Origin of the sequence: Planococcus sp. ISL-110, from assembly GCF_018613575.1 — a bacterium.
GTDB lineage: Bacteria > Bacillota > Bacilli > Bacillales_A > Planococcaceae > Planococcus.
Window position 1 is genome coordinate 113,333 of record NZ_JAGGPX010000006.1, and the last position, 13,321, is coordinate 126,653.

The 13,321-nt window shown below is 47.0% G+C and carries 13 protein-coding genes and 1 pseudogene; 11 read left to right on the plus strand and 3 right to left on the minus strand.

The features are described from left to right. Positions 1–55: 55 nt before the first annotated feature. Positions 56–976, minus strand: a complete 921-nt coding sequence (gene cysK / locus J7I83_RS03555) for a cysteine synthase A (protein WP_215099304.1) — start codon at positions 974–976, stop codon at positions 56–58. Between the two features lie 191 nt (positions 977–1,167). Here cysK and J7I83_RS03560 point away from each other — a divergent pair, with 191 nt between their 5' ends. After that, positions 1,168–2,058 (plus strand): sulfurtransferase, encoded by an 891-nt coding sequence (locus tag J7I83_RS03560; RefSeq protein WP_215099305.1) that lies wholly within the window; start codon positions 1,168–1,170, stop codon positions 2,056–2,058. Between the two features lie 234 nt (positions 2,059–2,292). Here the strand turns inward: J7I83_RS03560 and ade are convergent, their stop codons facing one another. Further along, a complete protein-coding gene (gene ade / locus J7I83_RS03565) occupies positions 2,293–4,020 on the minus strand; it encodes an adenine deaminase (RefSeq protein WP_215099306.1) in 1,728 nt (575 codons plus the stop codon). A gap of 265 nt (positions 4,021–4,285) precedes the next feature. Here ade and J7I83_RS03570 point away from each other — a divergent pair, with 265 nt between their 5' ends. The 4 genes and pseudogenes from J7I83_RS03570 (at position 4,286) to J7I83_RS03585 (ending at position 7,938) form a co-directional block, all read left to right on the plus strand. Beyond that, entirely contained in the window at positions 4,286–5,344 is a 1,059-nt protein-coding gene (locus J7I83_RS03570) for an AbrB family transcriptional regulator (protein WP_251047431.1), read from the plus strand. Positions 5,345–5,562: 218 nt separating this feature from the next. After that, a pseudogene (locus J7I83_RS03575) lies at positions 5,563–5,748 on the plus strand (FGGY-family carbohydrate kinase); the annotation flags it as partial. Positions 5,749–5,868: 120 nt separating this feature from the next. After that, positions 5,869–6,852 carry an aldo/keto reductase gene (locus tag J7I83_RS03580; RefSeq protein WP_215099307.1) on the plus strand — a complete coding sequence of 328 codons (984 nt, stop codon included), beginning with the start codon at positions 5,869–5,871 and terminating at the stop codon, positions 6,850–6,852. Positions 6,853–6,936: 84 nt separating this feature from the next. Next, positions 6,937–7,938, plus strand: a complete 1,002-nt coding sequence (locus J7I83_RS03585) for a Gfo/Idh/MocA family protein (RefSeq protein ID WP_353048222.1) — start codon at positions 6,937–6,939, stop codon at positions 7,936–7,938. A gap of 205 nt (positions 7,939–8,143) precedes the next feature. On the opposite strand, the gene J7I83_RS03590 is transcribed toward J7I83_RS03585, so the two are convergent. Then, a complete protein-coding gene (locus J7I83_RS03590) occupies positions 8,144–9,064 on the minus strand; it encodes a PhzF family phenazine biosynthesis protein (RefSeq protein ID WP_215099309.1) in 921 nt (306 codons plus the stop codon). A gap of 145 nt (positions 9,065–9,209) precedes the next feature. Here J7I83_RS03590 and J7I83_RS03595 point away from each other — a divergent pair, with 145 nt between their 5' ends. The 6 genes from J7I83_RS03595 (at position 9,210) to J7I83_RS03620 (ending at position 13,278) form a co-directional block, all read left to right on the plus strand. Then, positions 9,210–9,866 carry a potassium channel family protein gene (locus tag J7I83_RS03595; protein ID WP_215099310.1) on the plus strand — a complete coding sequence of 219 codons (657 nt, stop codon included), beginning with the start codon at positions 9,210–9,212 and terminating at the stop codon, positions 9,864–9,866. A gap of 138 nt (positions 9,867–10,004) precedes the next feature. Beyond that, positions 10,005–10,664: a reverse transcriptase-like protein gene (locus J7I83_RS03600; RefSeq protein WP_215099311.1), complete on the plus strand. Its 660-nt coding sequence runs from the start codon at positions 10,005–10,007 to the stop codon at positions 10,662–10,664. 233 nt (positions 10,665–10,897) lie between these two features. Further along, complete coding sequence (locus J7I83_RS03605) at positions 10,898–11,695, plus strand: DUF4397 domain-containing protein (protein ID WP_215099312.1); 798 nt, start codon at positions 10,898–10,900, stop codon at positions 11,693–11,695. Beyond that, on the plus strand, positions 11,670–12,308 hold the full coding sequence (locus J7I83_RS03610) for a class F sortase (protein WP_215099313.1): 639 nt from the start codon (positions 11,670–11,672) through the stop codon (positions 12,306–12,308). The genes J7I83_RS03605 and J7I83_RS03610 overlap by 26 nt, the downstream gene beginning before the upstream one ends. 104 nt (positions 12,309–12,412) lie before the next feature. Beyond that, positions 12,413–12,628: a hypothetical protein gene (locus J7I83_RS03615; RefSeq protein WP_215099314.1), complete on the plus strand. Its 216-nt coding sequence runs from the start codon at positions 12,413–12,415 to the stop codon at positions 12,626–12,628. Beyond that, a complete protein-coding gene (locus J7I83_RS03620) occupies positions 12,625–13,278 on the plus strand; it encodes an SDR family oxidoreductase (protein WP_215099315.1) in 654 nt (217 codons plus the stop codon). Before J7I83_RS03615 ends, J7I83_RS03620 begins: the two co-directional genes overlap by 4 nt. The last annotated feature ends 43 nt before the right edge of the window (positions 13,279–13,321 follow it).

Here is a 13,321-nt window from a genome sequence, read left to right on the forward strand (position 1 = left end):
GGCAGACCCGGTAACTAGGGGTCTGCCTATACTATCAATAAGCGTAAAAACGCTGTTATTCGTCGAACAGGTTCATGCTCAAGTAGCGTTCACCGGTGTCGGGTGCGATGCATAGCACTTTCTTGCCGGCACCCAGGCGCTTGGCAAGCTCGATTGCCGCATAGATGGTGGCGCCGGCGGAGGGGCCGACAAAGATCCCTTCTTCACGCGCCACTCTTTTAAAGATATCAATCGCGTCTTCATCGTTGATTGCCATAATTTCATCGTATACCTTGGTGTTTAAGATAGCAGGAATAAAGCCGGGGCTCGTGCCCACCAATTTATGCTTGCCGGGCTTTCCGCCGGACAGGACGGGAGATCCTTTCGGTTCAACGACGGCAACGTAAAGCTCTGGAAGATGCTCTTTCAAGGTTTCGCCAGTGCCGGTAATGGTGCCGCCAGTGCCGGCCGATGCGACAAACGCATCCAGTTTGCCCTCCATCTGCTCGAGAATTTCCATTGCCGTGGTGGTGCGGTGGATATCCGGATTTGCTTTGTTTTCGAATTGCTGCGGAATATAGCTGTTCGGAATTTCTTTTTGCAGCTCCAGCGCTTTGCTGATCGCACCAGGCATCTTGTCATCGCTTGGTGTCAGCACGACCTCAGAACCAAAAGCCTTCAATAGATTGATGCGTTCTTTCGTGGCATTGTCGGGCAATACGAGAATAGAACGATATCCTTTGGCGGCAGCAACCATGGCGAGGCCGATGCCGGTATTGCCGCTGGTCGGTTCGATGATGGTGGCGCCTTTTTCAATCAACCCATCTTTTTCGGCCATTTCGATCATATTAAAAGCGGCACGGTCTTTGACGCTTTTGGTTGGATTGAACATTTCCAGTTTGACGTAAACATCCGCCGCACCTTCTGGGACGATGCGATTCAGTTTAACGACTGGTGTATCGCCAATCAATTCGATGATATTGTTATATGGTTTCATGGAAATAACAACCTTTCCTATATATAGTGGAGTTAACAGTCAGCCTTTACTCGCTCACGCTGAAATGTCTTGGAACATGCAAACGGGAGTCTTCTAATTGACGAAGCGAAATACAGACTTTATTGTACTAGTATAACGCAATTTTGTTAATCATATTGGATTGCTCGGCTTATAAGTGAGGAGAGTGCAAAATGGAACAGATACCTTTGATCGTTAGCACAGATTGGCTGGAGCAGCGTTTGGGGGACCCGCAAATGCGCATTGTGGATGCAACAACTTTTATGGACATTTCCGAAGCTGGCGGTGTGCCTTCTGTCTATTCGGGAAAACCTTCCTATGAGAAAGAGCATATCCCAGGAGCGGTATACGCCGATCTGCTGAATGAACTGTCGAATCCGGAATCTCCACTGCCGTTCACGGCTCCGCCCCGCGGTCATTTCATCAGAAAAATGACTCAACTTGGCATAGGGGACGGGAGTTATACAGTCATCTACGACCAGGGCGCGCTGGTGGGAAATCCGGTTGTTGCTGCCTATTGGGCTTCGCGGCTGGCTTGGCAGATGCAGTATGAAGGATTCGGAAATATCGCGATACTGGATGGCGGGTTGCCGAAATGGAAAGAAGAAGGCCGTCCGCTAACGGCTGTTTCAGGAAACTACCCACTGGCATCCTTTACCGGACAGCGTCGCCCTGAGCTGCTTGCTACGAAAGAAGATGTACAGAACGCGATTAATGATGATACTGTTGTCTTGATCAATAGCCTATCGCCAGAGGATTTCAGAGGCGAGACGGATGCCTATCCAAGAAAAGGCCATATCCCGAGCAGCATTAATGTTTTTTTCGGCAGTCATGCCGACATGGAAACGAAAAGAATGTATAATGATGCTGCGCTTCGGGAGCCATTTGAAAAAGTCGGGGCGTTGGATCCAAATAAAAAAGTCATCACCTACTGTGGTGGAGGAATCGCCGCCACCTGGACTTCGCTGATTCTCAATAAACTGGGCCAGAAAAACGTGGCCGTCTACGACGGATCCCTGAATGAATGGGCCAGCGACCCATCCTGTCCACTGACGACGATGTAAGTCGGACTAAAGAAACGACATTCCACGCTGTACAAGAAGAATGAGGTGAAGAAATCGCTTCAGGCGTACGTTCTCCGCTTTTTCTTCTAGCTATTTGTCGGTTGTATGATTCCTGTCCTGTGAAACCGAAACAGACTTTGCGAAATAGTACGTATTATAAAATTTTTATTTCGACCTATATGGAAATTAAAAAAACCGCGCTGCCTCAGAAAAGGCAACGTGGTTTTTTGGTGTTTATTCTGCAGCTACAGCCACATCGATATGCTGAAAACTGGCGACATCAAACAAGCCGCAATCGGTCAGCTTTAAATGGGGGATGACTGGCAATGACAGGAACGACAGGGTTAAAAAGGCGTTGAAATGGGTCGGTGCGCCAATCTGCAAAAGGCTTTCATCAAGCATTTTGAGCTGTTCATAAACGGCGTCGAACGGCTCCTCTGTCATCAATCCTGCAATGGCAAGGGGCAGGCTCGCCAACACCTTGCCATTTTGTACAACGACCAATCCGCCTTTTAGGCTGTGCACGGCTTCAGCTGCGGTTTTGATGTCACTGTCAGTTGTGCCAACAGCGATGATATTGTGCGAGTCGTGCGCGACGGTAGTAGCAATGGCTCCATTTTTCAGGTCAAGCCCCTGGACGATGCCAAGGCCGATATTGCCGGTGGCACGATGGCGCTCAATCACAGCAATTTTCAGAAGATCCTTAGTTGGATTTGAAACAAAGAAACCATTAACGACCGGCATTTCCAAAATCAAATGTTCTGTGATGAGATTGTTGGGGTTGATGCCGATGACATGTGCCTTGGTGCTGTTGCCCATCGGAATTTGGAAGCTGGCGGCCGAAAGTTCTGCAATGCGCACCGTATCCTGAACCACAGTTGCATCCGTTTTTTTCTGGACAGGCCCTACATAGCATCCGTTCTGTGCTGCCAGTTTCCCACCTTTATAGACTTCTTTGATCGTGAACTCTTCCAGGCTATCGAGCAGCAGAAAATCTGCGTCGTAACCCGGAGCAATAGCGCCTTTTTGCCGCAGTCCGAAGCATTGCGCCGCATTGTGGCTGCCCATCGAGATGGCAGTAACGGGATGGATGCCTTGCTTGATGGCAGTCCGGACATTGTAGTCGACGCTGCCTTCTTCAATCAAATCATCCAAGTGCTTATCGTCTGTACAGAACAAGCAGCGATGGGCATTTTGTTCTGTGACACCTTCGAGCAAAGCGTGGAGGTTTTTCGCAACGGATCCTTCGCGGAGCATGACATACATGCCGCGTTCCAGGCGCATGATCATTTCTTCTTTCGAGACACATTCATGGTCGGTCAGAATGCCGGCAGATCCGTAGACGTTGATATCATTCTCTGAGAGTCCGGCTGCGTGCCCATCAATTTGAGGGCTTAGCAGAAGTTTATCAAGCATGGCATCATCTCCACGCAGAACAGCGGGGAAGTCCATGACTTCGGCTAATCCGAGAACTCCATCCCGTTGCAGAAAAGGTGCCAGGTCCTCAGCAGAAAGCTGGGCGCCTGCATTTTCGAACCCTGTGGAAGGGACACAAGAAGGCAGCATGAACTTTATGTCGAGCAATGTCGATTCGGCATCCTTCATCATATATTCGAGCCCGGCAGTGCCGCTGACGTTGGCGATTTCATGCGGATCGGTGATGACTGTCGTGACGCCATGGGGCAGCACGGCTTGTGAAAACTGCTGCGGTGTCACCATAGACGATTCAATGTGGACATGTGCATCGATTAAGCCAGGAGCAATGAATTTTCCGGTGGCGTCGATTTCCTGAATGCCTTCATAATCCCCGATGCCGACAATGACGCCATCACTGATGGCTACGTCACCTGTGGTCAGGCTTTTCGTGAAGACATTGACAATGGACGCATGGCGAATCACCAGGTCGGCTTTTCTTGTTTTATTGGCGGCGTCTATCCGATTTTTTAAATGGGTTTTATTCACGGTTATTCAGGCTCCTTTAAAGTGGTTTGAATTGAACGGAACGGATCGAATTGAATTGAAGGAACTGGAATATGGTTGAGGTCAGTTGAATGGACAGATAAGTAAGCTTTGACTTATTCTACAGCACATATCGGATTTGCTCTAGCAAAAAGGCAGGATGACTGACGCTTCTGTTGCTGTGGAAAGTGAGAAGATTTTATTTCGCAGCTGGAAAGGGATATAATGGATAAATCAGCTGTGAATGTAGTAGAAAGAAGATGACCATATGACGATTTCTCCGATGGCAAAAGCATTTGTAATCGGCTTGGCCGGCGCAGGACTTTTTTTGGCAGCGGGAGCGCCGATGCCCTGGCTGCTTGGCCCTTTGTTCGCGGTCCTGCTCATGCAATTATTCACACCGGTTTCGCTGAAATGGCATTCCCGCTTCCGCAATGGGGGATTGGTTGTGGCGGGCTATGTTATCGGCCATGCCTTTACACTGGAAGCATTGCAGGGAATGAAACAGTATTTCCTGGCGATGGTGTTGATCAATATCGCCTTTTTCGTCCTTTTCCTGTTTATCAGTTCACTGATGGCTTCACGGACAAATGCTGATCAGGCAACGGCGATGACCTGCTGCGTTCCGGGAGGCTTGTCTCAGATCATCACTTTTGCCGAGGAACAGAAAACCATCGATTTGACGGCGGTGACTTTTTATCATGTTCTCCGTGTGTTATTGATTGTCGCGATTGTTCCATTCATCGTCGCAAATGGCGGGTCTTCGCATGTCGAAGAACTGGGGCAAGGGGATTACTCTGCGCAGCTTTTCGGTTTGTTGGTGCTATGTTACGGAGCGGGGATGCTGGCACAAAAAGGAAAAGTGCCGACCGCTTTTTTGCTGGGACCGGTTTTTCTAATCATGGCGTTTAACCTGGTTGGCGTGGCAGTACCGGTCATGCCGGGTTCTTTCCTGCACATCGCACAACTATTCATCGGCATTTACATCGGGTTGCTGTTGAAGAAAGAGGATCTGAAATTGACGAAAGGGATGATTTTCTATTCGTTTTTTTCGAGTACTGTACTCATCGCCTTTGCCTACGGCATCAGCTTTATTCTGCAGGATCTCTACGGCTTGAGCTTTTCCACCAGTTTTCTGAGCGTGGTGCCGGGCGGGCTTGACCAGATGGGCATCATCGCAGCATCGGTTCATGCGGATGTAACTGTAGTGACAGCTTTCCAGCTGTTCCGAATTTTATTTTTAACGGTATTGATTGTGCCGTTTGTTAAATTTGTTGCTGTCCGCAGTGAGCAGAAGAAAAAAGTTTCTGCGGAAAATGCAGGATAGACCCAAAAGGCAGCCTTATTCTTTTGATTCTTTATAGATGGAGTAATCAAAATCAGCAGGCTGCCATCCTGATAAATACTGGGAGTTCCTACGGATCGGCTATCGTCAATGGCCAAACCGATTTTCATAAACTCGCAGACTATGTGTTCTACATTATCGCATCAAGTAAATCTCTGATGTCTTGAGAAATTTAAAGGCACGTTTAATGAACACTTGCTATAGGATCGAACGGATTGGTGTTTACACCGTATCTTGTTGGGGAAAGAACACCACATGCAGATGCTGCGATTCGCGGCAGTTTTATTGGGATGGACGGCTCGCATCGCCGGAAAGATTTTGCCTGTGCAGTTCTGGAAGGAATCAGATTTTCCTTGAACGAATCGATTTCGATTTTCAGGGAAAGCCGCTAAAAAACGATGGATACGATTGTATCCATCGGAGGCGGTGCCCAAAATAAAACCTCAACTTAACAGTTGAGGTTTTTTCTGTAAAGAAAACCCAATCTTAAAAAGAGGTGAGCAATAATGAACTATCGTCAACTTGGCAATACAGATATGAAAATAAGTGAATTAAGCTTTGGAACATGGGCAATCGGCGGTTCATGGGGCAACATCAATGATGAGCAATCGTTAAAAGCATTGGAATACGCCATGGAAAAAGGTGTGAATTTCTTCGATACAGCAGATGTTTACGGAGATGGACACAGTGAAGAGCTGCTTGGGAAAGCGACAAAAGGGAAGCATGACGAAATCCATATCGCCACGAAGTTTTGTCGGGCAGGGGATATTCATGATCCACAGACTTACTCAATGGAACAGGTTTCGAAATATGCTGAAGCGAGCTTGAAGCGTCTTGGACGTGAGCGAATTGACTTGTTTCAGATTCATTGTCCATCGATGGAAATTCTAGAGGACGCCAGTGTTTTTGGGGTGCTGGACAAGCTGAAGGAACAAGGGAAAATCCGTTCTTACGGAGTCAGTGTGGAAACAGTGGAGGAAGGGCTCTTATGTCTTGATAATCCGAATGTCAGCAGTTTGCAGGTGATTTTCAATCTGTTCCGCCAAAAACCGATGGAAGAGCTATTCCCGAAAGCGCTAGAGAAAAATGTCGGAATACTGGCCCGTGTCCCGCTGGCAAGTGGGTTGTTGACGGGTAAATTCAAATCGGATTCACAATTCGAATCGGATGATCACCGAAACTTTAACCGCGACGGAGAAGCATTCAATGTCGGAGAAACCTTTGCGGGGATAGAATTTGCAAAAGGCGTGGAATTGAGCGACCAGCTTGCCTGGATTGCAGACGGTCGAGGCAATCGTACACAGGCCGCATTAAAATGGATCTTGCAGCAGGAAGCAATCACATCGGTCATCCCAGGATTCAGAAATGTAGCGCAGACAGAAGATAATCTGAAGGCGCTGGATGCCCAGAATTTTTCACCAGAAGAAATAGAGCAATTGGCGAAATTCTACAAAGAGCATGTACACTCGGAAATAAGAGGCGTGTATTAAAAAAGCCTTACCGCTAAGAAGGTGAAATGCTTTTTTGGCGATTTTGCTTAAGTGTTCAAGAGTTTTAAAAAAGGAGAGATTTTGATGGAGAAAATTCGTTGGGGAGTACTGAGTACAGCCCGTATTGGCAGAACACAAGTGATTCCGGCTATTGGCCGCGCTGACAACGCTGAAATCGTCGCCATAGCAAGCCGAACCAGTAAAGTGCATGCGGCAGCTCAGGAATTGAAGATTCCAAAAGCCTATGAAAGTTATGAAGAACTGCTGGACGACCCGGAAGTTGATGCTGTTTATATCCCGCTTCCAAACCATTTGCATAAAGAATGGGTAATTCGTTCGGCACAAAAAGGCAAGCATGTCCTTTGTGAGAAACCCTTTGCATTAAGTGAGGTGGAAACGGAAGAAATGATTGCAGCTTGCCTGGAACATGGCGTCAAATTCATGGAAGCATTCATGTATCAATTGCATCCTCAGCATGCAAGGGTAAAAGAAATCGTCGCTTCAGGTGAAATCGGAGAAATCAAGTTGGTGAAATCCAGCCACTCTTTTTATTTACATAATCGCTCAAGTGATATCCGAATGGATGCCGTAATGGGGGGAGGGAGCATTTATGATGTCGGATGCTATTCGATTCAAGCTATCCGCCATCTTACGGATGCCGAGCCGATGGAAATCATGGCTCAAGGAGAAATCGATCCGGTAAAAGGGATCGACTTGACTGGAATCGTCCACATGAAGATGAGCAACGGAATTCATGCCCTGTTCGATTGCAGCTTCGATATGGCCAGCAGAAATGAATACGAGCTGATCGGCACAGAAGGAAGCATTAAAGTGCCATTTGCCTTCCGTCCGGATATTAATGACAATAAAGGAGTAATACTCGTCCAAAAAGAGGGGATTGTACGAGAAGAAAAAGTGCAGGGGGATATTTACCGGCTGGAAATTGAAGGTTTTTCCAACGCGATTTTAACGGATTCAGTGCCGGCCATTACAGCCGATTCCACAATCAAGAATATGCGGGTGATCGACGCTTGCTATAAATCCTTGAGAACTGGAAAGAAAATCGTTATGGAAGAGCGCAATTAATCAATAGATGAATGTTTCGAAAGTATACTTATTTTTGTTTTTTTACTGGATCCTACCAATCAACAGCAAAAGATTCTGGAAAATAGAAAAAGGGACGCAGGCAGGCTATGGAACGACAGAACCCGCCTGCGAATGGGGGCTGCACGAGAGAGCGGGATCCGGAATCATATGAGGCTTCGCAGACCAGCTATTCGTTTAATACGATCTAAGGCACATAGAGCTCGCCTTGTCCAATGACGATTGCAGTGCCGCCGATCTTAACTTCCTGGTACTTTTGTTTTTTCTTGGTGATGGTAATGTCGATGAAGCTCGGCCGTCCCATTTCAATGCCCTGTTCGCTACGGATGGAGTAGCTCTCTTCTTCGCTGCTGTCGATAACGCCATGCTCCACCAGGAATGCACCGAGAGGTCCGCAGGCAGCGCCGGTTGCTGGATCTTCTGGGATGCCCATGGCAGGAGCGAACATTCGGCAGTGGACAGTCGATGTGTCGTGTTCGGTTTCTGTCGTAAAGGCGAAAATGTGCTGGCGGTCGGGAATGCCGCTGAAATGGCGTTCCCAGACATCGGTGCGGAAATTGATTTCCTTGATGGCAGCGAGAGAGCGAATGGGAACGAACAGGAATGGCAGGCCGGAAGAAATGGTTTGAATAGGAAAGCGTGTATCCAGTTCACCTTTGGGCAACGACAGCAAATCTGCCACCAGGGCTTGTCTTGTCAATATTTCTCCGAAAACGGGGAGGGGCTGGATCATTTCCACTTTGCTGATTTTTTCTCCTTCCTTCTGGACAGTCACTGTGATGTCTCCCAATCCTTCCTCAATGATCCATCTATTAAGCCCATGCTGTGAAGGCAGCATTTTAAGATAAGCCATGACAAAAGCCGTTCCGATTGTAGGATGCCCTGCAATCGGCAATTCCACTTGGGGTGTAAAGATCCGTAGACTGATTTGATTGTGCGGCTTTTTGGGTGGGCAGATAAATGCTGTTTCCGATAAGTTCAGCTCATTGGCAATCTGCTGCATCGTTTTTGAATCCACACCAGAGCCGTCATGAAAAACGGCCAATGGATTGCCGCCAAAAGTCTCGGTGGTGAAAACGTCGACCAATGTATATCTCAAAGTTTGCATAAAAATCCTCCTTTGTTTGAGTAGTAAGCCTCTGTAGTTTCTTTGTATCAGTTACCTGCTGAAAAGTCCAACACCTTTCATTGCAATCGATCCGGTTTGAGAATAGAGTAGATATAATGAAACAGAAAAGAAAAGAGGAAAGTGTGTGAAAAAACAGATTGTAGTCATCGGGTTAGGGCGCTTTGGAAGCAGTGTCTGCAAAGAGCTGTACAGCATGGGACATGAAGTTATGGCCATAGATACGGATCCGGAAAAAGTCGATGCTTTAAGGGATTATGCATCTTTTACCGTCCTTGCGGATGCCACAGATGAAAACCAGTTGAAATCTTTGGGTGTCCGGAATTTTGAGCATGCCATAGTGGCAATCGGAGACAACCTTCAAGCCAGTGTCTTGTGTACCTTGATGCTGAAGGAACTTGGTTTGCCGAAGGTGTGGGTAAAAGCGCGGGATCTGCAGCATGAAAAAATCCTGCACAAAGTCGGTGCTGACCGTGTCATTCAGCCTGAAAAAGAAATGGGAATCCGTGTAGCCCATCATGTCGATTCGGAAAAAATTGTGGATTATATTGACCTTTCCCGGGATTACAGCATTATCGAGCTGGTGGCTTCCGGCAAGATGGCCAATAAAACCTTGATTAGTCTGGACATCCGCAAAGAATTCAACTGCGTCGTACTGGCAATAAAAAGAATGGAAGATGTCAATATTGCACCAGCAATAGATGACCTTGTCGAGCAAGGCGATATACTGATTGTGATGGGACATAAAGATGATCTGAAGCGCCTAGAGGATAAAGCACTATAGCGTATAGACAGCCGGCTCCATCTGAGAGCCGGCTATTTTCATCCCGAAATGCTGTTTAATGACCTCACTCATCGGGAATACTGCCTATAATATAGAAAGAAAAAGTGAATCGTTTTGCAGGGGATGGGGGAGTTGAGGTTGGAAATTCGAATAGAATGGACCTATAAAATTCCCAAAGGCCCAGAGACAAACTTCTTTTCTGAAGAAATGCCGGCAGCGATGGCTTTGGTGATTGCTGAGGATCTGGAGCGCAATGGGCGGTCAAAAAATCTTCATTTTGTCGATAGGTTCGACAGTAGCTGGACTATAAAGGAAATGAAGGTCTATTTGAAAGGGATTGAAACCGAACCTCATAACGTAATTGTTTATTTTGATGGAGGCTACGAGCGACTCACCAGAAGCGCAGGCCTAGGTTGTGTCATCTATTACGAACAAAATGGTAAATCTTATCGGCTGAGGACCAATGCAATTGTCGATAGACTTTCTTCTAATAATGAATCGGAATATGCCGCCCTCTATTTTTGTCTGCAGGAACTGGAATATTTGAAGGTTCACCATCTGCCTGTCCGTTTTATCGGGGATTCACGAATTGTCATAAACGGAATGGCCGATGAATGGCCGGCGATCGAAGAGCAACTGGTTTCCTGGACCGGGCGAATTGAAGAAAAAATAGTTGAACTGGGTATTCGGCCTGAATATGAATTAATACCGCGCAAAGCCAATGCAGAAGCCGATAAACTGGCTACACAAGCTTTGAATGGGATTCGAATAGCAGCAACAAGTGAAATTATTGCTTAAGGAGTTACTATATAAATACTTGTATGGCCGACAGGAAAGGAGGGAGTCTGGTTTTTGACGGCATGCAAAACTGGAATTTGGGCAGTTGACTCTGGTGGCACAAAAGCAATCTAGTACTTTATATTCAAAAATCAGAATAGTCTGTTTTTTCTCTTGCGGAATTGGGAGTAATAGGTTATAAATAAATTGTACAATACTTGTGCAAAAACTACACACATGAAGGAGAGGGAAAAATGAAGAAAATTTTAGTTTCATTCTCTGTTGCAATGGCTCTTGTGTTCTCACTGCTCGCCGCGGGGGTTATGGCAGACAGCCACACCGCTCAACTGAGAGTGGTTCACGCTTCACCAGATGCACCTGCTGTTGACGTTTATGTCAATGGGGAGTTAACACTTGAAAATGTACCTTTTAAAGCGGATTCGGGCTATTTGGAAGTGCCGGCCGGAACACATGATGTAGAAGTTTTTGCAAACGGAACTGAATACGCTGCAGGTGAAGGCGTACTGCAGGCGGATCTGGCTGTAGAAGCCGGAAAAGCTTATACAGTTGCTGCAGCAAACCTTTTGGAATCGATTGAATTTGTGGTTGCAGAAGATTCAATGGAAGTAACAGAAGGACAGACAAAAGTCCGCGTTGGCCATTTGTCACCGGATGCACCTGCAGTTGATGTTGGCGTAATCGGTGGAGACGCTTTGTTCAGCGGAGCAGAATTCCCGGGAATTACGGATTATGCAGAATTGGATCCAGGTACTTATGACTTGGAAATCCGCTTGCCGGATGGAACACAGGTATTGCCATTGGAAGGAACTGAATTAGCTGCAGATACAGTCTATAGCATCTTTGCTGTAAACACAGTCGATTCATTGGAAGTGATTGCGCTGGTCGATTACGAAGCAGCAGAATCACCAGATGGAATGCCGACTACTGGCCTTGGAACACCTGACCAATCTCAAGCTATGTGGTTATTGTTGGGTGGAGCCCTGGTCCTGATTGGAGCCAGCACTATTGTGTGGAAGAAACGGTTTCAATAACAAGTTCCTGGCAATTCTGGCTCTTTTCTTATTGGCAGGTTGCCAGCAACCTGTTGATGAAGTAAGCGTCCGCTCAGAAAACGTGGGATTTACGCTGGATGAACCGGCTGCAGTCAATGTCCAGAAATCGGTTCCAGCGAAAAATCCCATTAACGGATTAAAACGTACTGGCATACAGCCGACCTCTCTTGAAATTCCTGCAATTGATCTGGAAGCACAAGTCCAGCACCTGGGAATAACGGAGAATGGTGAAATGGCAGTGCCGGATAATATTGAAGACGTCAGTTGGTTTTCTCCTGGATACCAGCCGGGACAAAATGGCCGTGCTGTTATCGCGGGACATGTTGATGGTGTGGATGGCCCTGCTATTTTCTGGGACCTTTCCGAGCTCGAATTAGGAGACGAAGTTGTGGTCCAGGATAAAGACAAGACCTTAACATTTAAGGTTCATACCATGGAATCCATACCACTGGATCTGGCGGATGTTTCAAAGGTTTTCGGATATACTTCTTCTCCGGAGTTGGTTCTAGTCACTTGTTCAGGAACCTATGATTTTGATCGGGGAACGCGCGAAGAAAGATTGATGGTTTACGCAAGTCTTGTAGAAGAATAACGAAAAGACGCTCCAATATTCCTGATGAAGGAATGTCGGAGCGTCTTTCTGTGTCAAGCCATGAAATTCGAAATCTTGGTCATTACCGCTGTGTCTTTTGAATTTTGATAAGAAATGATGATGACCAGACCAAGGCATGGCGCATTATAGCTGCTCAGCAGGCTGCGCTCGGTATCCGGAAATGGTGGCAACTGGAATTTATCATTTCACTGACCCATATTGTGGTATGGATGGGCAGGAGGATTATGGTGGAAGCTATTGGGTCTTTGGTAGATCCGAACATGCAAAAATACGAAAGTGAAGGAGCGTGCGGCATATGAAGGTGGCAATTATCGGAGCAAACGGAAAAGTAGGAAGTAAGTTGGGCCGGATTCTGGCTGACAGAGGGGATGAGCCTATCGGATTCATCCGCAATGCAAAACAGGCTGAGCAGTTGGAGGCAAAGGGTATTCGAACGGTCATTGCAGATCTGGTCGAGACGTCTGTGGAGGAATTTTCACGTCTTCTAAAGGCCTGTGACGCGGTCGTATTCACTGCAGGAGCCGGTGGAGCAGGAGACGAATTGACCAGCGCTATCGATGGGCAGGGCTTGGTGAAAATTGCGGAAGCTGCCGATTTGGCCGAAGTCCGCCGCTTTTTGCTGGTATCGGCATTTCCTGATGCTGGGCGCAGCAAAGAAACCGTGGCAAGCTTTGAGCATTATATGCAGGTTAAACGGCAGTCCGAAGTCGATTTGGTGAAGACCGCTTTAGACTGGACAATTTTACGGCCAGGCACTTTAACAGATCAAGCCGGTACCGGCAAAGTGAATTTAGGCTATACATTGATGTATGACACCATTTCCCGTGAAGATGTAGCTGCTGTACTGGCGGAACTGCTCAACTATCCTGAAACTGCAGGACAAATATTGGAAGTGGTGCAGGGCGAAGAGCCGATTGGCTTAGCTGTGAGAGCAAAAGCGGGCAAATGAGCCTGACGAGTCCATTTTCTTAAGTTGGGATTGATGCAACCTT

What these genes read in the sequence shown, in the direction of transcription:
- cysK (WP_215099304.1), bottom strand. Translation starts at nt 976, where the DNA reads ATGAAACCATATAACAATATCATCGAATTGATTGGCGATACACCAGTC.
- J7I83_RS03560 (WP_215099305.1), top strand. Translation starts at nt 1,168, where the DNA reads ATGGAACAGATACCTTTGATCGTTAGCACAGATTGGCTGGAGCAGCGT.
- J7I83_RS03570 (WP_251047431.1), top strand. Translation starts at nt 4,286, where the DNA reads ATGACGATTTCTCCGATGGCAAAAGCATTTGTAATCGGCTTGGCCGGC.
- J7I83_RS03580 (WP_215099307.1), top strand. Translation starts at nt 5,869, where the DNA reads ATGAACTATCGTCAACTTGGCAATACAGATATGAAAATAAGTGAATTA.
- J7I83_RS03585 (WP_353048222.1), top strand. Translation starts at nt 6,937, where the DNA reads ATGGAGAAAATTCGTTGGGGAGTACTGAGTACAGCCCGTATTGGCAGA.
- J7I83_RS03590 (WP_215099309.1), bottom strand. Translation starts at nt 9,064, where the DNA reads ATGCAAACTTTGAGATATACATTGGTCGACGTTTTCACCACCGAGACT.
- J7I83_RS03605 (WP_215099312.1), top strand. Translation starts at nt 10,898, where the DNA reads ATGAAGAAAATTTTAGTTTCATTCTCTGTTGCAATGGCTCTTGTGTTC.
- J7I83_RS03620 (WP_215099315.1), top strand. Translation starts at nt 12,625, where the DNA reads ATGAAGGTGGCAATTATCGGAGCAAACGGAAAAGTAGGAAGTAAGTTG.